The sequence below is a fragment of the Pseudomonas sp. SMN5 genome (assembly GCF_052041925.1).
GTDB lineage: Bacteria > Pseudomonadota > Gammaproteobacteria > Pseudomonadales > Pseudomonadaceae > Aquipseudomonas.
In genome coordinates this window covers 170,628-192,057 of record NZ_JBKGGX010000008.1, presented here as the reverse complement: position 1 = coordinate 192,057, position 21,430 = coordinate 170,628, and the positions used below count along the sequence as shown (strand labels likewise).

The 21,430-nt window shown below is 63.0% G+C and carries 17 protein-coding genes; 12 read left to right on the top strand and 5 right to left on the bottom strand.

Going from position 1 to position 21,430, the window contains the following annotated elements; all coding sequences use genetic code 11:
• Positions 1–37 precede the first annotated feature (37 nt).
• The 10 genes from ACLEJR_RS10890 to ACLEJR_RS10845 all read left to right on the top strand — a co-directional run bounded on the left by ACLEJR_RS10890 (position 38) and on the right by ACLEJR_RS10845 (position 12,208).
• A complete protein-coding gene (locus ACLEJR_RS10890) occupies positions 38–1,549 on the top strand; it encodes a TolC family protein (protein WP_440796800.1) in 1,512 nt (503 codons plus the stop codon).
• A 13-nt stretch (positions 1,550–1,562) separates the two neighbouring features.
• Positions 1,563–2,351, top strand: coding sequence for an aspartyl/asparaginyl beta-hydroxylase domain-containing protein (locus tag ACLEJR_RS10885; protein WP_440796797.1), 789 nt, complete (start codon positions 1,563–1,565; stop codon positions 2,349–2,351).
• Positions 2,339–3,283: a sulfotransferase family protein gene (locus tag ACLEJR_RS10880; protein ID WP_440813813.1), complete on the top strand. Its 945-nt coding sequence runs from the start codon at positions 2,339–2,341 to the stop codon at positions 3,281–3,283. The genes ACLEJR_RS10885 and ACLEJR_RS10880 overlap by 13 nt, the downstream gene beginning before the upstream one ends.
• A 204-nt stretch (positions 3,284–3,487) precedes the next feature.
• Complete coding sequence (locus ACLEJR_RS10875; RefSeq protein WP_440813811.1) at positions 3,488–3,733, top strand: DUF2789 domain-containing protein; 246 nt, start codon at positions 3,488–3,490, stop codon at positions 3,731–3,733.
• 234 nt (positions 3,734–3,967) lie between these two features.
• Entirely contained in the window at positions 3,968–4,549 is a 582-nt protein-coding gene (locus tag ACLEJR_RS10870) for an alpha/beta hydrolase (RefSeq protein ID WP_440796791.1), read from the top strand.
• 48 nt (positions 4,550–4,597) lie between these two features.
• The gene (locus ACLEJR_RS10865; RefSeq protein WP_440813809.1) at positions 4,598–5,533 is read left to right on the top strand and encodes a sigma 54-interacting transcriptional regulator; all 936 of its coding nucleotides are present in this window, start codon (positions 4,598–4,600) and stop codon (positions 5,531–5,533) included.
• A 263-nt stretch (positions 5,534–5,796) separates the two neighbouring features.
• The gene (locus tag ACLEJR_RS10860) at positions 5,797–6,579 is read left to right on the top strand and encodes a MetQ/NlpA family ABC transporter substrate-binding protein (protein WP_440796787.1); all 783 of its coding nucleotides are present in this window, start codon (positions 5,797–5,799) and stop codon (positions 6,577–6,579) included.
• 420 nt (positions 6,580–6,999) lie between these two features.
• The gene (locus ACLEJR_RS10855) at positions 7,000–8,103 is read left to right on the top strand and encodes an efflux RND transporter periplasmic adaptor subunit (RefSeq protein WP_440813806.1); all 1,104 of its coding nucleotides are present in this window, start codon (positions 7,000–7,002) and stop codon (positions 8,101–8,103) included.
• Positions 8,100–9,164 carry an efflux RND transporter periplasmic adaptor subunit gene (locus tag ACLEJR_RS10850; RefSeq protein WP_440813803.1) on the top strand — a complete coding sequence of 355 codons (1,065 nt, stop codon included), beginning with the start codon at positions 8,100–8,102 and terminating at the stop codon, positions 9,162–9,164. The genes ACLEJR_RS10855 and ACLEJR_RS10850 overlap by 4 nt, the downstream gene beginning before the upstream one ends.
• The gene (locus ACLEJR_RS10845; protein ID WP_440796781.1) at positions 9,161–12,208 is read left to right on the top strand and encodes an efflux RND transporter permease subunit; all 3,048 of its coding nucleotides are present in this window, start codon (positions 9,161–9,163) and stop codon (positions 12,206–12,208) included. The genes ACLEJR_RS10850 and ACLEJR_RS10845 overlap by 4 nt, the downstream gene beginning before the upstream one ends.
• Before the next feature lie 213 nt (positions 12,209–12,421).
• Here the strand turns inward: ACLEJR_RS10845 and ACLEJR_RS10840 are convergent, their stop codons facing one another.
• Positions 12,422–14,641: a heavy metal translocating P-type ATPase gene (locus ACLEJR_RS10840; protein ID WP_440813800.1), complete on the bottom strand. Its 2,220-nt coding sequence runs from the start codon at positions 14,639–14,641 to the stop codon at positions 12,422–12,424.
• A gap of 87 nt (positions 14,642–14,728) precedes the next feature.
• On the opposite strand from ACLEJR_RS10840, the gene cadR reads away from it, so the two are divergent.
• Entirely contained in the window at positions 14,729–15,175 is a 447-nt protein-coding gene (gene cadR, locus ACLEJR_RS10835; protein ID WP_440796777.1) for a Cd(II)/Pb(II)-responsive transcriptional regulator, read from the top strand.
• Positions 15,176–15,318: 143 nt separating this feature from the next.
• Here cadR and ACLEJR_RS10830 read toward each other — a convergent pair whose 3' ends face one another.
• From ACLEJR_RS10830 to ACLEJR_RS10820, 3 genes are all read right to left on the bottom strand, one after another.
• Positions 15,319–16,290 (bottom strand): thymidylate synthase, encoded by a 972-nt coding sequence (locus ACLEJR_RS10830; RefSeq protein WP_440796775.1) that lies wholly within the window; start codon positions 16,288–16,290, stop codon positions 15,319–15,321.
• Positions 16,291–16,338: 48 nt separating this feature from the next.
• Positions 16,339–17,148 (bottom strand): prolipoprotein diacylglyceryl transferase, encoded by an 810-nt coding sequence (lgt, locus tag ACLEJR_RS10825; protein WP_440796773.1) that lies wholly within the window; start codon positions 17,146–17,148, stop codon positions 16,339–16,341.
• A 68-nt stretch (positions 17,149–17,216) separates the two neighbouring features.
• The gene (locus ACLEJR_RS10820) at positions 17,217–17,999 is read right to left on the bottom strand and encodes a sulfite exporter TauE/SafE family protein (protein ID WP_440796771.1); all 783 of its coding nucleotides are present in this window, start codon (positions 17,997–17,999) and stop codon (positions 17,217–17,219) included.
• Positions 18,000–18,262: 263 nt separating this feature from the next.
• Between ACLEJR_RS10820 and ACLEJR_RS10815 the strand changes: the two genes are divergently transcribed.
• Positions 18,263–19,009, top strand: coding sequence for an NRDE family protein (locus ACLEJR_RS10815; protein ID WP_440796769.1), 747 nt, complete (start codon positions 18,263–18,265; stop codon positions 19,007–19,009).
• 129 nt (positions 19,010–19,138) lie between these two features.
• On the opposite strand, the gene ptsP is transcribed toward ACLEJR_RS10815, so the two are convergent.
• Positions 19,139–21,418, bottom strand: coding sequence for a phosphoenolpyruvate--protein phosphotransferase (gene ptsP / locus ACLEJR_RS10810; RefSeq protein WP_440796767.1), 2,280 nt, complete (start codon positions 21,416–21,418; stop codon positions 19,139–19,141).
• Positions 21,419–21,430: the final 12 nt, after the last annotated feature.

Below are 21,430 nucleotides of genomic sequence, written 5' to 3'. Positions count from 1 at the left end.
TAAAAAACATGTTGGGCAGCCAGGGGCAATCCAGGGAATGAATAGAAGTCGCAAGTTATTCGTAATGAGTGCGCTGGCGTTGGTGGTCAGCGGATGTGCGGTTACCAGCGAGCCGATCGATCGTAGCGTCAGCGAACAGCGGGCCCGCACCGATCTGCAGAACATGTTCAAGGATCAAGAGCCTCTGAGTGGCCCGTTGACCCTGCATCAGGCCATGGCACGTGCGGTGAAGTACAACCTTGAAGGCCGCCTGAAAATCATGGAGGAGGCCCTGGCCAAGCGGCAATTGGACCTGGCCAGTTTCGACATGCTGCCACGCATGGCCCTGGACGCCGGTTATGTCGGGCGCAACAACGTCAGCGCGTCCAGCAGCCAGAGCGTGGAAACCGGTACCCAGTCCCTGGAACCGTCGACCTCCCAGGACCGCGACCGTGAGGTGGCGGACCTGACCATGGTCTGGAACGTGCTCGACTTCGGCGTCAGCTACATCAGCGCCAAGCAGGCCGGGGACCAGCGCCTGATCGTGCAGGAGCGTCGGCGCAAGGTGATCAACACCATCGTCCAGGACGTGCGTTCGGCGTACTGGCGTGCCATGGCCGCCGAGCGTCTGCTCAAGCAGATCGACAGCCTGATGGCCCGCGTCGAAGCAGCGCGGGGCAACAGCCAGAGCATGAGCGAACAGCGCATCGGTGACCCGGTGCAAGCCCTCGGTTACCAGCGCTCGCTGATCCAGGCCACCCGCCAGCTCGAAGAGCAGCGTCGGGCGTTGTCCCTGGCCAAGACCGAACTGGCGACCCTGATCAACCTGCCGCTGGGCACAGAGCTGACCCTGGCGACACCGGATGAATATGACATTCCGGAACTCAAGGTCGACATGGCCCGCCTCGAACAGGAAGCCCTGGCCAGTCGTCCGGAACTGCGCGAACAGGATTACCAGACACGCATCACCGCCGCCGAAACCCGCAAGGCCATGTTGCGTCTGCTCCCGGGGCTGGAGTTCTCCGCCGGCGGACATTACGACAGCAACTCGTTCCTGGTGGAGCAGGGTTGGGCAGACTATGGCGTGAAGGTCACCTGGAACCTGTTCAACGTGATCTCCGCCCCGGCGGCCATCGACGTGGCCAAGGCCGGTGAAGAAGTGGCGGCGGCGCGGCGCCAGGCGATGTCGATTGCCGTGTTGGCGCAGTTGTACGTCGCCAATGCCAACTATCGGGAAGCAATGCGCCAGTTCAAGACCAACCAGCAGCTGTCGGACATCGATGGGCAGATCGTCGGCCAGTTGCGCAGCCGTCACCAGGCCGCCGGTATCGGCGAGCTGGAGCTGATCCAGGGGGAACTCAATACCTTGCAGGCCGACCTGCGGCGGGACCTGTCCTATGCCGACCTGCGCAACGCCTACGGCCAGATATTCGCCAGCGCCGGCCTCGACCCGCTGCCGAACGAGGTGCAATCGACCGAAGTCCAGTCGATTGCCGCCGCCCTGGCCAGCCGCGAAGCCGCCTGGGCCCAGGGCAATATCGCCGTGCCGACTGCTCCGGTGACGCAATAACCGGCGCTCGGCATTGAACCGCCCGGCCTTCTCCCGGCTGCCGCTGACGGTAAACCTGCCGCTGCTGTTGCAGGCCCTGGCCGCCGTTGAGGACGAGCGGTGGCAAGGGCACTTCAACAACGCGTATTACAGCGGCGACTGGAGCGGCGTGGCGCTGATTTCGGCGGCCGATGCCTTGACCGAGCTGTCACCGGGCGCCGCCGCCCCCCTGCACCGGGCGCCGTGGTCTAGGGACGACCGCTGGCGCCAGGCGTTGCTGGATTGGCCATTGGAAATAGTCTCGGCCCGGCTGCTACGGCTGGGGCCGGGCGGGCGGATCCACGAACATCGCGATTATGACCTGGGCGGGCCGGATGCCGACCTGCGCCTGCACGTTCCGCTGCTCAGCTCGCCGGAAGTGGATTTCTGGCTGGATGGTCAGCTGATTCCGATGAGTGCGGGCGAATGCTGGTTTCTCGACCTGTCGCGGCCCCATCGTGTCGCCAATCGCAGCCTTGAGACGTCACGCATTCACCTGGTGCTCGATTGTCGTCCCGGGCCCTGGCTGAACCAACAGATTGCCCAAGGGCTGGCTGCCACGCCCGCTGTCGGTGCCGGGCAAAGCGACCTGGCTCGTTTCCAGCAGCGCGTAGAGGCCGATCCGCGACTCGCCCGTACCTTGCAGCAGTTGCATGACGTAGATGCGTTCGTGGAGCGGGCCATCGTGCTCGGTGCCGAATTGGGACTGCACTTCACTCAGGAAGAACTACGCTCGGCCATGCGCCACGGCCGTCGGCAGTGGAGTGATCAATGGAAGGCTTGAACCTGCAGGGTTGGTTGCCGATCCGCATAGGACAAACGCTCGGGCGGTGGCAGGTGGATTGGTGCTGGTTCGGTGAGAAGCGATTGTCGCAGCCGTTCTTTAGCGACGCCGTGGAGGACGCGCTGCGCCTGCCCTTCAACCAGGTGTTCCGCCGCCAGACCCCATTGAGCGTGCTCAGTCAGTGGCAGCAGCAGAGCGCTGGCCTGGCGCCCAGCGCGTTCATTTTCCATGCCTCGCGTTGCGGCTCGACATTGATCAGCCAGATGCTGGCGCAACTGGACGACCACATCGTCGTTTCCGAACCGCCGCCGCTGGACGCGTTGCTGCGCGCTGAGTTGTCTGATGTCGAGCGCACCGCCGCGCTCAAGGGCTTGTTGTCGGCCTACGGGCAGCGCCGCCGAGGCGTCGAGCAACGGCTGGTGATCAAGCTCGACGCCTGGAACCTCGATGAACTGCCGCTGCTGCGTGAGTGCTTTCCCGACACGCCCTGGCTGTTTCTGTACCGTGATCCGCTGGAAATCGCCGTGTCCCACCTGCGCCGTCCCGGCATGCACATGGTGCCAGGGATGATAGGGGCCAGTGTGTTGGACGACGGCTCGCCCTTCGTCGGTCAGGAAGACTTCATTGCACGACGTTTGGGACGGCTGTTTCAACGGGCCCTGGCGCATTGTCGGGAATTTGCCGGAATGGCGGTGAACTACAGCGAACTGCCCGCTGCAATGACGGGCAGGTTGGCGACGTTCTTTCGTCTGGATGAAGCGCAATGCCGGCAAGCGTTCGCGGCGGTGGGGCAGCATGCCAAGCAGCCGGCGCAGGTGTTCATCGGCGACAGCGCAGACAAACGCCGGGAGGCTTCACAACTGCTGTGCGAACGGGTGGAGTATTGGGCGCAGGCGCCCTATGACGCGCTGGAGAGGTTTAGAAACGCTTGAAGCATGGTCGCTTTTGTGGCGAGGGAGCTTGCTCCCGCTGGGGTGCGCAGCAGCCCCCGATTTTTGCGGTCGCTGCGCACCCGAGCGGGAGCAAGCTCCCTCGCCACAGGGGATGTGCGCAGTGAAGACTTGGTTGAATATTGATCAGTCTGGCGGCGATCCAGGGGCTAGACTGCGAGAAAACATTCTGTTCAGGAGCCCTGCATGGACACCCCGATCCACAGCCTTCCAGCGCTGTTCAAACAGCTGGGCCTGGCCGACGATGCGGTCAGCATCGACCAGTTCATCGTCACCCATTCACCCCTTGAGCCCGACTTGCGCCTGGCGGATGCGTTTTTCTGGAGCAAGAGCCAGAAACAATTGCTGCGCGACGAAATCCTCGTAGATGCCGACTGGGCGGTGGTGGTGGATCAGCTGGATGTAATGTTGAGAAAGGGGCGCAGCGAATAATGACTTCTGAAGAAATTCGGCCTCCTGTGGAGCGAGCCTGCTCGCGATGAGGCCATTGCATTCAACATTTTCGGTGACTTGCCTACCATTATCGCGAGCAGGCTCGCTCCCCACCGTTGACCGTGTTGATCATGCGGATGGTTTTTTGGTTATTAATAAATAGCTTCTTATTCCTTAAACAATATAAATCTCGTCCCTATACTCCTCCGTGAACAGACACGCAGGAGAGCACCCATGCGCAACGAAACGATTCGCTACCTGATTGTGCCGGGCTGGCAAGGATCGCCGGAAAATCATTGGCAGAGCCACTGGCAGAACAGCCTGCCCAACAGTGCCCGGGTCGAGCAGGCCGACTGGCTGACGCCTCGGCGTGAAGACTGGGTGGCGGCGTTGGCCGAAGCGATTGCCGCCGACAGCTCCCCGGTGATCCTGATCGCCCATAGCCTGGGTTGCATCACCGTCGCCCATTGGGCCGCCACCGCGCCGGTGCAGTTCTTGCGGCAAGTGCGCGGGGCGTTGCTGGTGGCGCCGGCGGACGTCGAGCGGCCGGCATGCGTCCCGGCGTTGCGCAATTTCGCACCGATTCCCACCGACCTGCTGCCGTTCCCCAGCCAGGTCGTCAGCTCCGACAACGACGCTGCCGTGAGCACCTCGCGCGCCCTGGAGCTGGCTCGTAATTGGGGGGCCGAGGCCGGGATCCTGGCCGGGGCGGGGCACATCAATGTGAAGTCCGGTCATCACCGTTGGGAGCAGGGTTTCGCCTATCTCTATCGTCTGCAAAACCGCATGGAGCATCACGCCTTGCGACGCGCCTGAATTTTTTACGCCCTCCCGTCTCCCGGCGGTTTGGGGCGGGAGACTGCCATGAGCCTGCATGAAACCTTCGGTCAGCCCTTGCTGACCTTTCCCGACGCGGAAAAAAGCCCCCTGAGCATTCGCGCCAAGGCGTTGGTGTTCGTCGACCCGCGCTCGCGACAGCTGCGCCAGGAGTTGGAACAGCTGGCCCCGCGAGCGATCTCGGTGCTGATCCGCGGCGAAACCGGTACCGGCAAGGAGTTGCTGGCCCGACACATCCATCGCGAAAGTGATCGAGGCGGGTTGTTTGTCTCGGTCAACTGCGGCGCCATCAGCCCGACCTACGCCGACGCCGAACTGTTCGGCTACGCCGCCGGCAACTACAGCGGCTCGGCCAGCAGCCGCGCTGGCTGGTTCGGCTCGGCCAATGGCGGCACCCTGTACCTGGACGAAATCGGCGATTTACCGTTGCCGATCCAGGCCAAGTTGCTGGCTGCCCTGGAGAATCACGAAGTCACCCGCGTCGGCGCACCGCAGCCAAGCCCGGTGGATGTGCGCCTGGTAGCGGCCACCAGCATTGACCTGGCGCAAGCGGTGACCGCCGGAAAATTCAACGAGCGGCTCTACCATTATCTCAGCGAAGGCCGACTCGAGCTGCCGGCCCTGCGTGAGCGAGTGGGCGATATTCTGTCTTTGGCCGAGTATTTCCTGGGCATCTACAGTCAGCGCCTGGACCTGGGCGTGCCGTTGATCAGCGAGGCGGCGCAACGGGCTCTTGAGCGACACAGCTGGCCGGGCAACACCCGCGAGCTGGAAAACGTCATTCATTTCGCGTTGCTGGTCAGCGGTGGCGACGAGATCCTGCCGGAGCATCTGAACCTGCCGGCGCAGCCCTCGGCGCTGGAGACGATCGAGCAGCAAGTGAGGCATGTCGTTGCTCGTGGTACCGAGACTGAACGCACGGCGCTCAAAGCGTTGCTCGCCCGGCTGGACCAGACGCTATAAAACCTGTGGCGAGGGAGCTTGCTCCCGCTCGGTTGCGCAGCAGCCGTGGGCCGCTTCGCAGCCCAGCGGGAGCAAGCTCCCTCGCCACAATAAAAAAGCGGATCTTTTTATATGAGTAAAATGAATATGAACTTGAATAAAAGATATTGTTAAGGCATAAAAAATATCGGTATCTTCCGCTTCACGCCAGCGATAGCACTTCGCTGGCACTTACTCCGTTGGCCGTCGTCCAAGACGGCAGTGATTTTCGATAAGGACACTGCATGAAAAAGGTTCTGTTGTTCACCGCCTTGGCGGCAGCCCTGACCTCGGGCCTGGCCCAGGCAGCAGAGAAACTGGTGGTGGCAGCCACTCCGGTGCCACACGCCGAGATCCTCGAACTGATCAAACCGGCCCTGGCCAAAGAAGGCGTCGACCTGCAGATCAAGGTTTTCACCGACTATGTGCAACCCAACGTACAGGTTGACCAGAAGCGTCTGGATGCCAACTACTTCCAGACCCTGCCGTATCTGAAGAACTTCAACGAAGGCAAAGGCACGAATCTGGTCACCGTGATTGGCGTGCACGTTGAACCGTTCGGCGGCTATTCGAAGAAGTACAAGACCCTGGCCGAACTGCCGGATGGCGCAACCATCGCGCTGCCTAACGAAGGCAGCAATAGCGGGCGTGCACTGATCCTGTTGCAGAAGGCTGGCCTGATCGAGCTCAAGGACCCGAAAAACGCCTTGGCTACGCCGAAAGACATCGCCAAGAACCCGCATAACTTCAAGTTCAAGGAACTGGAGTCGGCCATGCTGCCGCGGGTCCTGGATCAGGTTGACCTGGACCTGATCAACACCAACTACGCGCTGGAGGCAGGCCTGAACCCGGCTAAAGACGCGCTGGTGATCGAAGGCGCGGATTCGCCATACGTGAACTTCCTGGTGGCCCGTCCGGACAACAAGGACAGCCCGGCTATCCAGAAACTGGCCAAGGCCCTGACCAGCCCTGAGGTGAAGGCGTTCATCGAGAAGAAATACAGCGGCGCGGTACTGCCGGCGTTCTGATCGAACGAAGCGTGCTTTAAGTGACAACGCCGACGGCTTTGCCAGCGTCGGCGTTTTTTTATGCAAACGCTTCGGCTATGCGGGTCGTACCTTCAATGCGCGGCGCAGGGCCACGAGCAGTTTGACGATGTCTTGCGGGTCGAGCGGTTGCGGGGCTTTCACGTCAGCCATTGTTATCTTCCTTGTGATGGGGCCATGGAGTCCGGCCATGCACTGCGGTTCCTGGGAAAAGGTTGCTGGAACCTGTCCCGCAGCTTCTGGGAAAATAGCCTGCTTGCAGGGCCGCTGCAAATACCGTCGATCAATCCGCTGCGCTTGGCTCAATAGCGCCTACAGTGGAACTGTGCGCCCGTTGAACCCTGCTCTAAGCTCACAGTCGTATCCGTCACTGGTACGTCCGTACTACGCAAAGGAGTCTGCATGGCTGGTCCCCGAATCAAACTGGTAGTTGGCTTGGGCTTGTGCGCGTTGTTGGCCGGATGCGGTGATGAAAAACCTGCCGAAAAAGCCCTGCCACGAGTGCTCGTGCAGCAGGCCGTGCCCAGCGAATATGCAGCATCGGTGACGCTCACCGGCGATGTCCAGGCGCGGGTGCAGACTGATCTTTCGTTTCGCGTGGGCGGCAAGATCATCGAGCGCAAGGTCGATGTCGGTGCCCGGGTCTCGGCCCGGCAAGTGCTGGCCCGTCTCGATCCCCGGGACTTGCAGACCAATGTCGATTCCGCCGAGGCCCAGGTCGCGGCCGAACAGGCGCGGGTCAAGCAGAGTGCAGCGGCGTTCGTGCGCCAGCAGAAACTGCTGCCCAAGGGCTACACCAGCCAGAGCGAATACGATGCGGCCCAGGCGCAGTTGCGCAGCAGCCAGAGCGCGCTGACCGCGGCCCAGGCTCAACTGGCCAATGCACGTGAACAACTGAGCTACACCGCGCTGATCGCCGATGCCCCCGGCATCATCACGGCGCGCCAGGCCGAGGTCGGTCAGGTGGTACAGGCCACGGAGCCGATTTTCAGCCTGGCCCGCGATGGCGAGCGCGAAGCGGTGTTCAACATCTACGAGTCGCTGTTGCGCGAACCGCCGTCGGATCGGGGAATTGTCATCAGCCTGCTGGACAATCCGGCGATCCAGACCACCGGCACGGTGCGCGAGATCACCCCGGCCGTGTCCGCCCAAACCGGCACGGTGCAGGTCAAGGTCACCCTCAACGACCTGCCCGAGGGCATGCGTCTCGGCTCGGTGGTCAGCGCCACGGCCAAGGCCGCAGGCAAGACCGCCGTCGAGTTGCCGTGGTCGGCGTTGACCAAGAACGTCAGTGAGCCGGCCGTGTGGCTGGTGGATGGCGAGGGCAAGGCGCAGTTGCAGACCGTCACCGTCGGTCGCTACCTGACCGGCAAGGTCATTATCAGTGACGGCCTCAAGGGCGGTGAGAAAGTTGTCACCGCGGGCGGGCAATTGCTTCACCCTGGCGTGCGGGTCGAGATTGCCGAAAACACCCAGGACAAATCCCCGACAGGAGCCCAGCCATGAAGCGCTTGTGGATGGTCTCGGCTGGCCTGTTGCTGGCGGCCTGTTCGAAGGAAGAAGCGCCACCGGAGCCGGTGCGCCCGGTGTTGTCGGTCGAAGTCCGGGCCCTGGATCAACAGGCCCTGGGACGGTTTGCCGGGAACATCCAGGCGCGTTACGAAACCAATGTCGGTTTCCGCGTGCCGGGACGGATCGCCAGCCGCAACGTCGATGTCGGCGCCGAGGTGAAGAAAGGCGACTTGCTCGCCACCCTCGATCCCACCGATCAACAGAACCAGTTACGTGCCGCCCAGGGCGATCTGGCGCGGATAGAAGCGCAGTACATCAACGCCCAGGCCAATGCCCGTCGCCAGCAACAGTTGTTCGACCGGGGCGTCGGTGCCCAGGCGCAGTTGGACATTGCCCAGACCGACCTGAAAACTACCGGTGCCGCCCTCGAACAGGCGCGCGCCTCGGTGGAGCAAGCCCGCGACCAGCTCAACTACAGCGAGCTGCGCACCGATCACCATGCCGTCGTCACGGCCTGGAATGCCGAAGCCGGGCAGGTGGTGACCGCCGGCCAGCAAGTGGTGACCCTCGCCCGCCCCGATATCAAGGAGGCGGTGATCGACCTGCCGGCCGACCTCGTTGATCGGTTGCCCGCCGATGTGGTGTTCGAAGTCGCCGCGCAACTTGACCCGACCACCCACACCACCGCCATCGTGCGCGAGATCGAGCCCCAGGCCCAGAGCGCCACCCGGACTCGTCGCGCACGCCTGACCCTGACTGACACCCCGCCCGGTTTTCGCCTGGGCACCGCCATCAGCGTGACCCTGAGCTCGGCCATCGAGCCGCGTATCGAGCTGCCGCTCAGTGCATTGCAAGAGGTCGACGGCAAGGCGCGGATCTGGCTGATCGACCCGCAGAGCCAGACCGTCTCGCCCCGCGACGTGAAGATCCTGGAACGTTCCGCCGACTCGGTGCTGGTGGCCAACGGCATCAAGCCCGGCGACCGGGTGGTCAGCGCCGGGGTGAACAGCCTCAAGCCGGGGCAGAAAGTGAAACTCGACGAGGACGCACGATGAAAGGGCCTTTCAACTTATCCGAATGGGCCCTGCGGCATCAGTCGTTCGTCTGGTACCTGATGTTCGTCGCGTTGCTGATGGGCGTGTTCTCTTACATGAACCTGGGGCGTGAAGAGGACCCCTCGTTCACCATCAAGACCATGATCATCCAGACGCGCTGGCCCGGCGCGACCCAGGAAGAAACCCTCAAGCAGGTTACCGACCGCATCGAGAAAAAACTCGAAGAACTCGATTCCCTCGACTATGTGAAAAGTTACACCCGGCCTGGCGAATCGACGGTGTTCGTGTATCTGCGCGACACCACCAGCGCCAAGGACATCCCTGAGATCTGGTACCAGGTGCGCAAGAAGATCAACGACATTCGCGGCGATTTCCCCGAAGGCCTGCAGGGGCCGGGGTTCAACGACGAGTTCGGTGATGTCTACGGTTCGGTTTATGCCTTCACCGGCGACGGCCTGTCGATGCGCCAGCTACGCGACTATGTGGAGCAAGTGCGCGCCGAGATCCGCGACGTGCCCGGTCTGGGCAAGGTGGAGATGATCGGCGAGCAGAACGAAGTGCTGTACCTGAATTTCTCCACCCGCAAACTCGCCGCGCTCGGGATCGACCAGCGCCAGGTGGTGCAAAGCCTGCAATCGCAGAACGCAGTGACACCCGCCGGGGTGATCGACGCCGGACCGGAGCGGATTTCCGTGCGCACGTCGGGGCAGTTCCAGTCGGAGAAAGACCTGGCGAACGTCAATCTGCGGCTCAATGACCGGTTCTATCGACTGGCGGATATCGCGGACATCAGTCGCGGCTACGTCGACCCGGCCACGCCTATGTTCCGCTTCAACGGTACGCCGGCCATCGGCCTTGCCATCGCGATGAAGAAAGGGGGCAACATCCAACAATTCGGCAAGGCCCTGCATGCACGCATGAACGAGTTGACCGCCGACCTGCCGGTAGGCGTTGGCGTGCACACGGTGTCGGATCAGGCCGAAGTGGTGAAGGAAGCGGTCGGCGGCTTCACCAGCGCCTTGTTCGAGGCGGTGGTGATCGTGCTGATTGTCAGCTTCGTCAGCCTCGGCATACGTGCCGGACTGGTGGTGGCCTGCTCGATCCCATTGGTGCTGGCGATGGTCTTTGTGTTCATGGAATACAGCGGCATCACCATGCAGCGGATCTCCCTCGGCGCGTTGATCATTGCCCTCGGCCTGCTGGTGGACGACGCGATGATCACCGTGGAAATGATGGTCACGCGCCTGGAAAAAGGCGAAACCAAGGACCAGGCGGCCACGTTCGCCTATACCTCGACCGCGTTCCCGATGCTCACCGGAACCCTGGTGACGGTGGCCGGCTTCGTGCCCATCGGCCTGAACGCCAGCTCGGCGGGCGAATACACCTTCACCCTGTTCGCGGTGATTGCCGTGGCGATGCTGGTATCGTGGATCGTCGCGGTGCTGTTCGCCCCGGTGATCGGCGTGCACATCCTCAGCACCAACGTAAAGCCCCACGACAAGGAACCGGGACGGATCGGCCGGGCGTTCAACAGTGGCCTGCTGTGGTCGATGCGCAATCGCTGGTGGGCCATCGGCATCACGATAGTGCTGTTCGTGCTGGCGGTGTTCTGCATGCGTTTCGTGCAGAACCAGTTCTTCCCATCCTCGGATCGCCCGGAAATCCTGGTGGACCTCAACCTGCCGCAAAACGCTTCGATGGACGAAACCCGCAAGGCCGTCGACCGTCTGGAAGCGACGCTCAAGGACGACCCGGACATCGAGCGCTGGAGCACCTACATCGGCGAGGGCGCGATTCGTTTCTACCTGCCGCTGGACCAACAACTGCAGAACCCTTACTACGCGCAACTGGTGATCGTCAGCAAGGGCCTGGAGTCGCGCACGGCGCTCACCGAGCGTCTGCAAAAGCGCCTGCGCGAAGACTTCGTCGGAATCGGCAGTTACGTGCAGTCTCTGGAAATGGGCCCGCCGGTGGGGCGGCCGATTCAATATCGAATCAGCGGCAAGGACATCGACCAAGTGCGCAAGCACGCCATCGAACTGGCCACCGAACTGGACAAGAACTCGCACATCGGCGAGATCATTTACGACTGGAACGAGCCGGGCAAGGTCCTGCGCATCGACATTGCCCAGGACAAGGCGCGGCAACTGGGCTTGTCCTCCGATGACGTCGCCCGGCTGATGAACAGCATCGTCAGTGGTTCGCCAGTGACCCAGGTCGACGACGATATCTACCTGATCAACGTGGTGGGGCGCGCCATCGACGCCGAGCGTGGCTCGCCGGAAACCTTGCAGAACCTGCAGATCGTCACGCCGGGCGGCACCTCGATTCCGCTGCTGGCATTCGCCACTGTGCGCTATGAGCTGGAGCAACCGTTGGTGTGGCGGCGAGATCGCAAGCCGACCATTACCATCAAGGCTGCCGTGCGCGATGAGATCCAGCCCACCGACCTGGTGAAGCAGCTGCAACCGGACATCGACAAGTTTGCCGCCGGCCTGCCGGTGGGCTACAAGGTCGCCACCGGCGGTACGGTGGAAGAGAGCAGCAAGGCCCAGGGGCCGATCGCCAGCGTCGTGCCGTTGATGCTGTTTCTGATGGCGACCTTCCTGATGATCCAACTGCACAGCGTGCAGAAGCTGTTCCTGGTGGCGAGCGTGGCGCCCCTCGGCTTGATCGGCGTGGTGCTGGCGCTGGTGCCGACGGGCACACCCATGGGATTCGTGGCGATCCTCGGGATCCTGGCGCTGATCGGCATCATCATCCGCAACTCGGTGATCCTGGTGACCCAGATCGACGAGTACGAACGCGACGGCTACGAGCCCTGGGATGCCGTGGTGGAAGCCACCGAACACCGGCGTCGGCCGATCCTGCTCACCGCGGCGGCGGCGAGCCTGGGGATGATCCCGATTGCCCGGGAAGTGTTCTGGGGACCCATGGCGTACGCGATGATCGGCGGGATCATCATCGCCACGTTGCTGACGCTGTTGTTCCTGCCGGCGTTGTATGTGGCCTGGTACAAGATTCGCGAGCCGAAGCGTGATTGATCGCCCATCGCAATGAGAACTGGTCATGCGCTGCTTCTGTGGCGAGGGAGCTTGCTCCCGCTTGAGTGCGAAGCGCTCATCGCTTATGGGGCTGCTTCGCAGCCCCGCGGGAGCAAGCTCCCTCGCCACGGGTTTCTGCGGGGCTAGTGGCTCAGCGAAATCTTGTGGGAGCGAGCTTGCTCGCGATAGGGCCCGCCCAGTCACTCTGGCCTTTTACTTACGCACCAACCGCAACCCATTGAACACCACCAGCAAGCTGACCCCCATATCGGCAAACACCGCCATCCACATAGTGGCGAACCCGGCAAAGGTCACCCCGAGGAAGATCGCCTTGATCACCAGCGCCAGGGCGATGTTCTGTTTCAGAATGCTTGAAGTCTGCCGCGACAGGCGAATGAATGCCGGGATCTTGCGCAGGTCGTCGTCCATCAAGGCTACGTCGGCGGTCTCGATGGCTGTATCGGTCCCGGCCGCAGCCATGGCGAAGCCGATTTCCGAGCGGGCCAGGGCCGGGGCATCGTTGATGCCATCGCCGACCATGCCGACACGATGCCCTTTGGCGTACAAGTCCTCGATGGCCCGCAGTTTGTCTTCCGGCAACAGGTCGCCCCGGGCCTGATCCATGCCCACCTGCGCGGCGATCGCCTCGGCGGTGTGGGCGTTGTCGCCGGTGAGCATCAGGGTCTTGATGCCCAGGTCATGCAATTGCCGGATGGCTTCGCGGCTGGAGTCCTTCACCGTATCGGCCACGGCAAACAAGGCCAGTGGGCCCGAACTGTCGAGCAGCAACACCACCGATTTGCCCTGTTTTTCCAAGGCAAAGAGTTGTTCTTCCAGCTCCGGCGAACACAAGCCCAGGTCTTCCACCAGGCGATGATTGCCCAGGTGATAAGTCTTGCCGTCGATGTCGCCGCGCACCCCGCGTCCCGGCAATGCGTGGAAATTATCCACAACCTGCGGCGCCAGTTGTTTATCCACAGCCGTATTGGCAATGGCCTTCGACACCGGGTGGTCGGAACGGGCGGCCAGGCTGGCGGCCAGGGCCGGGGCACTGCTCTCCACGCTCGGGTCCAGGGCGAGGTAATCGGTTTGCACCGGTTTGCCGTGGGTCAGCGTGCCGGTCTTGTCCAGGGCCAAGTGGTTAAGCTTGTGGCCACCTTCCAGATACACACCGCCCTTGATCAAGATGCCTTTGCGCGCGGCAGCGGCAAGACCGCTGACGATGGTCACCGGAGTGGAAATCACCAATGCACAGGGGCACGCCACTACCAGCAGCACCAGCGCCCGGTAGATCCAGTCGAACCACGCCGCACCCATGAACAGCGGCGGGATGACCGCTACCGCGAGGGCCAGGGCAAACACTGCCGGGGTGTAGATTTTCGAGAACCGGTCGACGAAGCGCTGGGTCGGTGCGCGCGAGCCCTGGGCCTGCTCCACGGCGTGGATGATCCGCGCCAGGGTCGATTGGTCGGCTGCAGCGGTGACCGTGAACTCCAATTCACCGGCCTGGTTGATGGTGCCGGCGAAAACCTTGTCGCCTACGGTTTTTTCCACCGGCAGGCTCTCGCCGGTGATTGGCGCCTGGTCGATGGTCGAACGGCCGGCGACCACATCGCCGTCCAGGCCGACCCGCTCGCCCGGGCGAACCCGAACCCGTGCCCCGAGCGCGATAGCCTTCACCTCTTGCTCCCGCCAGCTGCCATCGGCCTGTTGCACCGTGGCTTGTTCAGGGGCCATCTGCATCAGGCCACTGATGGCGTTGCGGGCGCGGTCCAGGGATTTGGCCTCGATCAATTCGGCCACGGTGAACAGGAACATCACCATCGCCGCTTCCGGCCATTGCCCGATCAACACCGCGCCGGTCACCGCGATGCTCATCAGCGCGTTGATGTTCAGGTTGAGGTTCTTCAGGGCAATCCAGCCCTTTTTATAGGTGCCGAGGCCGCCGCTGAGGATCGACACCAGCGCCACCAGCGCGACCACCCAGTCTGGCGCGGCGTTGGTGAAGTGGATCACCTCGGCGCCCAGGGCCGTGATACCGGACAGTGCCAATGGCCACCAGGACTTGGCCGGGGCGGGCAGTGAGTTTGTAGTTTTTTCCTGGCCCGGCGTCAGCGGCTCGGCCTGCATGCCGAGGGACTGGATCGCCTCGATGATGGGTGCGTCGCTGGGCAGCGCATGGGTCACACCCAGTATTCGGTTGATCAGATTGAATTCCAGCTGGTGCACGCCGTCGAGCTTGCCGAGCTTGTTCTGAATCAGCGTCTGCTCGGTGGGGCAGTCCATCGCTTCGATGCGGAAGCTGCTCAGCCGGGCGCCGTCCGTCGACGTTTTACCGAGGTTGACCACTGACGGCGCTGCTTTCGATGCGCAGCAGGAATGCCCGTGGTCATGGCCGTGGGCGGGCTTATGGATGTGAAGGGAATCGCTCATTGGATTTACGTCCATGAAAAGTGCTTGTTGCACAGTAAAGACCCTGTAGCCACTATAGGGTCAAGCACCTATCTGAGAGGCGGCGTCATGAAGATCGGAGAACTGGCGAAAATCACCGACTGCCAGGTCGAGACCATCCGTTATTACGAACGCGAAGGGCTGCTGCCGGAACCAGCCCGCAGCGACGGCAATTACCGCGTCTACACCCAGGCCCACGCCGAGCGGCTGACGTTCATCCGTAACTGCCGCACCCTGGACATGACCCTGGAAGAAATTCGCAGCCTCCTGGCGCTGCGCGACAGCCCCCAGGACCAGTGCGAGAGCGTCAACGCGCTGATCGACGAACACATCCACCACGTCAGGGCCCGCATCGATGGCCTGCTGGCCTTGCAGGCGCAACTGATCGACCTGCGCCATCGCTGTGGCGAAGGGCCGGATCTGGAGCAATGCGGGATCTTGCAGCGGTTGGAAGTCAGCGGGGCGGTGGCGCCGGAGGTGGAGCATTCACATGTGGGGCGCAGTCATGGGCATTGAAGCCTGTCACCCATCTCGAATACACAGAAAACATCTTGTGGGAGCGAGCTTGCTCGCGATAGCGGCCAATCAGTCAACATCGATGTTGAATGTAATGGCCTCATCGCGAGCAAACTCGCTCCCACAGGGAGACGCGTGGGCGATCAGACCGCCATCGGCGCCGTCATCGGCGCATGGTGCTGGTAGCCTTCGAGGGAAAAGTCGCTCGGCTCGACCAGCTCCAGCCACTCCGGCTGGTAAACGCCGGTCTTGGCAAACTCCGGCACGCGCTCGGAAATCACCAGTCTGGGCATCGGAAACGGCTCGCGCTTGAGCTGTTCGTTGAGCATGTCCAGATGGTTTTCGTAGACGTGGGCGTCGCCGATGAAATAGGTGAACCAGCGCGGCGTGTAGCCGGTGAGGCGGCCGATCAGGCTCAGCAGGGCAGCGCCTTCGGTGAGGTTAAACGGCGTGCCCAGGCCCAGGTCGTTGGAGCGAATGTAGAGTGTCAGGGAAATTTCCTTCGTCTCGACATTCGGGTGGAACTGGTAGAGCAGATGGCAGGGCGGCAGGGCCATTTCATCGAGTTGGGCGCAGTTCCAGCCGTGGAACAGGATGCGCCGGCTGCCCGGGTCCTTGATGATGGTGTCGACGCACTGGCGCACCTGGTCGATGGCTTTGTACAGCACCACGTAGGCCTGGCCGTTTTCTTCACCTTCGGCGATCTGCCGATAGCCCTGAGCCAGAGTCTGTTCGATGGCCGCCCGGTTGGTCACCGGGATCTGCTTGTAGGCCGGCCATTTGCGCCATTGCACGCCGTAGATCTCGCCCAGGTCGTCGTCGCCCTGGCGGAACGGGTTGGCCAGCCACTGGGCGTTTTCGTTGGCGTTCTGGTCCCAGACCTTGCAGCCCAGCGCGCGGAATTCAGCGGCGTTGTTGACCCCCCGCAGGAAGCCGCACATCTCGCCGATAGCTGACTTGAAGGCCATCTTGCGGGTGGTGATGGCCGGGAAGCCGTCCTTGAGGTCGTAGCGCAGCATGGCGCCGGGGAAACTGATGGTGTTCACGCCGGTGCGGTTGGCCTGCTTGGTGCCGTTCTTGATGACGTGGGCCACCAGATCGAGATATTGCTTCATGGGTTACCTGTGTCCTTGAACCCGGGGCCTGCGCCCCGGGGTTCGAATTTAAACCTTGGCCGCCGCAGCCGGCGCACGATGATAGGCCAGCCAGATCAGCACCAGGCCACCAATGATCATCGGCAGGCACAGCACCTGGCCCATGGTCAGCCAGTTCCACGCCAGGTAGCCGAGCTGGGCGTCCGGTACACGGACGAATTCGACGATGAACCGGAAGATTCCGTAGAACAGCGCGAACATGCCCGACACCGCCATCGTTGGCCGTGGCTTGCGTGAGAACAGCCAGAGAATCAGGAACAGCGCCACACCTTCAAGGGCGAACTGGTACAACTGCGACGGATGGCGTGGCAATTGTGCCGGGTCGCTGAACGGTGGGAAGACCATCGCCCACGGTACGTCAGTCGGCTTGCCCCACAATTCAGCGTTGATGAAGTTACCGATGCGCCCGGCACCCAGGCCGATCGGCACCATCGGCGCGACGAAATCCATCAGCTCGAAGAACGACTTGTTGTTGCGCTTGCCGAACCACACCGCCGCCAGCATCACCCCGATGAAACCACCGTGGAACGACATGCCGCCCTTCCAGACTTCGAAAATCAGCGTCGGGTTGGCCAGGTAGGCGCTCAGGTCGTAGAACAGCACATAGCCCAGGCGTCCGCCGACGATCACGCCCATGGACAGCCAGAACACCAGGTCCGAGAGTTTCTCTCTGTTCCAGGTCGGGTCGAAGCGGTTGAGCCGGCGCGACGCCAGCAGCCAGGCGCCGCCGATGCCCACCAGGTACATCAGGCCGTACCAGTGGATTTTCAGCGGGCCGATGGCCAGGGCCACCGGATCGATCTGCGGGTAAGGCAGCATTGATATTCCTCGTAAACGTCAAAAATACCCGGGCGACGCTGCCACCTCGGGATTAAGCCAGGATTGCGTCAGAACAGGAAACTTGTGCCGACGCAGAACAGCAAAGCGGCGAACAGCCGCTTGAGCAAGCGCGGTGACAAGCGATGGGCCAGTCGCGCACCGAAGCGGGCGAAGACCATGCTGGTCAGGGCGATGCCCAACAACGCCGGCAGATACACAAAACCGAGACTATGGGCCGGCAACAGCGGATCGTGCCAGCCCAGAATCATGAAACTCAAAGCACTGGCCAGGGCAATCGGCAGGCCGCAGGCCGATGACGTCGCCACCGCCTGCTGCATCGGCACACTGCGCCAGGTCAGGAACGGTACGGTCAACGAACCACCGCCAATGCCGAAGATCGCCGAAGCCCAGCCGATCACCGTGCCGGCCAGGGTCAATCCGGCCTTGCCCGGCACCGTGCGGCTGGCCTTGGGCTTGAGGTCCAGGGCCAGTTGTACGGAGACGATGATGGCGAACACGCCGATGATCTTTTGCAGGTTCGGGCCGGAAATCGCTTCGGCGGTGAGCGCGCCGACACCGGCACCGATCAGGATGCCCACGGTCATCCAGGCGAAAATCGGCCAGCGTACCGCGCCTTTGCGCTGATGCTCGCGCACTGCATTGACCGAGGTGAAGATAATCGATGCCAGGGACGTGCCGACCGCCAGGTGTGTCAGCACCTGCGGGTCGAAGCCTTGCAAGGTGAAACTGAACACCAGTACCGGGACGATGATTATCCCGCCACCCACGCCGAACAGCCCGGCCAGTACGCCGGCGCAGGCGCCGAGCAGCAGATAGAGCACAAATTCCACCAGCGTCTCCCCACCCATCCCCGAAACAAGAGCGGCATGGTAACGGATCCATGGCCTCGGGCTCCACTGAAGGCGATGGAAGCGAGGGCGATGTGTGGGTAGAGTGGGTTCGAACACCGATCGCTTTTATGGCGAGGGAGCTTGCTCCCGCTGGGCTACGCAGTAGCCCAACAATCGCCGGGGAGTGCTGCGCCCTCCAGCGGGAGCAAGCTCCCTCGCCACGGGGCTTCGCTAAATCCGTCCAACTGGCTGGGGATTACCTGATGTGCCTGATCGTATTTGCCTGGCGGCCCGGTCACGCCCAACCGCTGATCGTGGCGGCCAACCGTGACGAGTTCTACGCCCGCCCGACCCTGCCCCTGGCGCAGTGGCCTGATGCGCCCCATGTCCATGCCGGCCGCGATCTGGAGGCCGGCGGTACCTGGCTCGGCGTTGGCGCCCAGGGTCGCTTTGCGGCCCTGACCAACATCCGTGACCCAGGCCAGCTTCCGGCGCTCAAGTCGCGGGGCGAACTGGTCGCGCGGTTTCTCACCGGCGATCTGCCGATTGCCGACTATCTGAGTGAAATCGTACCCAGGGCTTCGGAATACGGCGGTTTCAACCTGCTGCTCGGCGACGGCACCGAGTTGTGGCACTACAACGCCCGAGAGGCGCGGCCCCAGCGCCTGGCCGAGGGCCTCTACGGCTTATCGAACGCCGGGCTGAACACACCGTGGCCGAAACTGCTCAAGGCGCGCGCGGCGCTGGGCGAGTTGCTGGACGATCCGCAGCCCCAGGCCTTGCTGGCGCTGCTCAACGACCCGCAACCGGCCCCGGTGGCGGACTTGCCGGACACCGGCGTGGGCCTGGCGACCGAGGCGCTGTTGTCCAGTGTGTTCATTGCCAGCCCGGCTTATGGGACGCGGGCGAGTACGGCGTTGATTGTCCAGGCCGATGGGACGCGTCGGATGGTCGAGCGCAGCTTTGGGCCGCATGGGGGGCATTTGGGGGAGGTGGAGGTCAGGGTTTAGTCATGTGGCGTTTTTGCTGACCCTATCGCGAGCAAGCTCGCTCCCACATTGGATCTTCGGCGAGCACACACTTGTGAACAACCGGGATCCCTGTGGGAGCGAGCTTGCTCGCGATGAGATCGCCGCAAATTAGAGCGTCTTGTTCGAAGCCGGATTGATCATCCGCGCCAACCCAAGGTTCTTCAGCGCCAGTTGCAGGGAGCTGTGGATCACCTGCGGGTTGTCGATGGTCATCACCTCCGCCAGCAGATCCTGGGCCTTGCTCAGATTGATCTGGCGCAGCATCCACTTCACTTTCGGCAGGTTGGTGGCGTTCATCGACAGGCTGTCGAAACCCATCGCCATCAGCAGCACGGCGGCCGCCGGGTCGCCGGCCATTTCACCGCAGATGCTCACCGGCTTGCCTTCGGCATGGGCGTCGCGCACCACGGTTTGCAGGGCTTGCAGCACGGCCGGGTGCAGGTAGTCGTACAAATCCGCCACGCGTGGGTTGTTGCGGTCCACCGCCAGCAGGTATTGGGTCAGGTCGTTGGAGCCCACCGACAGGAAGTCCACCTGCCGCGCCAGCTCCTTGGTCTGGTACACCGCCGCCGGAATCTCGATCATCACGCCCACGGGCGGCATCGGCACGTCGGTGCCTTCGTCGCGCACTTCACCCCAGGCCCGGTGGATCAGGTGCAGGGCCTCTTCCAGTTCGTGGGTGCCGGAGATCATCGGCAGCAGGATGCGCAGGTTGTTCAGGCCTTCGCTGGCCTTGAGCATGGCGCGGGCCTGGACCAGGAAGATTTCCGGGTGGTCGAGGGTCACGCGGATGCCGCGCCAGCCGAGGAACGGGTTCTCTTCCTTGATCGGGAAGTAGGACAAGGCCTTGTCGCCGCCGATGTCCAGGCTGCGCATGGTCACCGGTTGCGGGTGGAACGCGGCCAGTTGCTCGCGATAGATCGCCAGTTGTTCCTTCTCGCTGGGGAAGCGCTGGTTGATCATGAACGGCACTTCGGTGCGGTACAGGCCCACGCCCTCGGCCCCACGCTTCTGCGCCCGGGCCACGTCGGCCAGCAGGCCGGTGTTGACCCACAGCGGCATGCGGTGGCCGTCGAGCGTCACGCAGGGCAGGTCCCGCAGCGCGTCCAGGCCCAGGGACAGTTGCTTTTCTTCCTCCACCACATCGGCGAACTGCTTGCGCAATACTTCGCTGGGGTTGGTATAGACCTCACCGTGGTAGCCGTCGACGATCATCTGGATGCCGTCGACCTTGGAGTACGGCAGGTCCACCAGGCCCATCACCGTCGGGATGCCCATCGCCCGGGCGAGGATCGCGACGTGGGAGTTGCCCGAGCCCAGTACCGAGACCAGGCCCGCCAGCTTGCCTTCCGGCACCTCGCCAAGCATGGCCGGGGTCAGCTCCTCGCTGACCAGGATGGTGTTGTCGGGGTAGACCAGGGTCTGCTGGCGCTCCTGCTGCAAGTACGCGAGCAGCCGGCGACCCAGGTCCTTGACGTCCGAGGCGCGCTCGCGCAGGTAGGCGTCGTCCATCAGTTCGAAACGGTTGACGTGGTCGGTCACCACCTGGCGCAGCGCGCCCTGGGCCCACTGGCCGGTCTTGATGACGGTGGTCACTTCGCTGCCGAGGGAGGCGTCGTCGAGCATCATCAGGTAGACGTCGAACAGCGCACGCTCTTCGGGGCGCAGTTGCGTCGCCAGCTTGGCTGACAGGGCCCGCATGTCGGCCCGTACACCTTCGATGGCGGTCTTGAACAGCGCCAGCTCAGCGTCGATGTCGGCGATTGGCTTGTCCGGCACCACGTCCAGGTCGGCGGGCGGCAACATGACCACCGCCGTACCGACTGCCGCGCCTGGCGAGCCCGGTACGCCGACGAACTTGGCTTCCTGGATGCCCTTGCCCTGGCGCCCCAGGCCGCTGATCGAGCCGGTGGCCTCGGCATGGGCGATCACGCCGGCCAGCTGCGCGCTCATGGTCACGAGGAAGGCTTCTTCACCTTCGTCGAACTGGCGGCGTTCCTTTTGCTGAATGACCAACACGCCGACGACCCGGCGGTGGTGGATGATCGGTGCGCCGAGGAAAGAGGCGTAGCGTTCCTCGCCCGTTTCGGCGAAGTAGCGATAGCGTGGGTGATCCGCAGCGTTCTCAAGGTTGAGGGGCTCTTCGCGCGTGCCGACCAGGCCGACCAGACCTTCATTGGGCGCCATGCTGACCTTGCCGATCGAGCGCTTGTTCAAGCCCTCGGTGGCCATCAGCACGAAACGGTTGGTCTCGGGGTCCAGCAGATAGACCGAGCAGACCTGGCTGCCCATGGCCTCTTTGACGCGCAACACAATAATCCCCAACGCCGCCTTGAGATCCTTGGCGGCGTTAACTTCCTGGACGATCTTGCGCAGCGTATTGAGCATGGCTCGGGGTCG

Bases quoted from the DNA above. Each gene is read 5' to 3' on its own strand.
- ACLEJR_RS10870 (WP_440796791.1), top strand. From the start codon at position 3,968: ATGCGCAACGAAACGATTCGCTACCTGATTGTGCCGGGCTGGCAAGGA.
- ptsP (WP_440796767.1), bottom strand. From the start codon at position 21,418: ATGCTCAATACGCTGCGCAAGATCGTCCAGGAAGTTAACGCCGCCAAG.
- cadR (WP_440796777.1), top strand. From the start codon at position 14,729: ATGAAGATCGGAGAACTGGCGAAAATCACCGACTGCCAGGTCGAGACC.
- ACLEJR_RS10890 (WP_440796800.1), top strand. From the start codon at position 38: ATGAATAGAAGTCGCAAGTTATTCGTAATGAGTGCGCTGGCGTTGGTG.
- ACLEJR_RS10875 (WP_440813811.1), top strand. From the start codon at position 3,488: ATGGACACCCCGATCCACAGCCTTCCAGCGCTGTTCAAACAGCTGGGC.
- ACLEJR_RS10855 (WP_440813806.1), top strand. From the start codon at position 7,000: ATGGCTGGTCCCCGAATCAAACTGGTAGTTGGCTTGGGCTTGTGCGCG.
- ACLEJR_RS10865 (WP_440813809.1), top strand. From the start codon at position 4,598: ATGAGCCTGCATGAAACCTTCGGTCAGCCCTTGCTGACCTTTCCCGAC.
- ACLEJR_RS10815 (WP_440796769.1), top strand. From the start codon at position 18,263: ATGTGCCTGATCGTATTTGCCTGGCGGCCCGGTCACGCCCAACCGCTG.
- ACLEJR_RS10860 (WP_440796787.1), top strand. From the start codon at position 5,797: ATGAAAAAGGTTCTGTTGTTCACCGCCTTGGCGGCAGCCCTGACCTCG.
- ACLEJR_RS10850 (WP_440813803.1), top strand. From the start codon at position 8,100: ATGAAGCGCTTGTGGATGGTCTCGGCTGGCCTGTTGCTGGCGGCCTGT.
- ACLEJR_RS10845 (WP_440796781.1), top strand. From the start codon at position 9,161: ATGAAAGGGCCTTTCAACTTATCCGAATGGGCCCTGCGGCATCAGTCG.
- ACLEJR_RS10840 (WP_440813800.1), bottom strand. From the start codon at position 14,641: ATGAGCGATTCCCTTCACATCCATAAGCCCGCCCACGGCCATGACCAC.
- ACLEJR_RS10880 (WP_440813813.1), top strand. From the start codon at position 2,339: ATGGAAGGCTTGAACCTGCAGGGTTGGTTGCCGATCCGCATAGGACAA.
- lgt (WP_440796773.1), bottom strand. From the start codon at position 17,148: ATGCTGCCTTACCCGCAGATCGATCCGGTGGCCCTGGCCATCGGCCCG.
- ACLEJR_RS10830 (WP_440796775.1), bottom strand. From the start codon at position 16,290: ATGAAGCAATATCTCGATCTGGTGGCCCACGTCATCAAGAACGGCACC.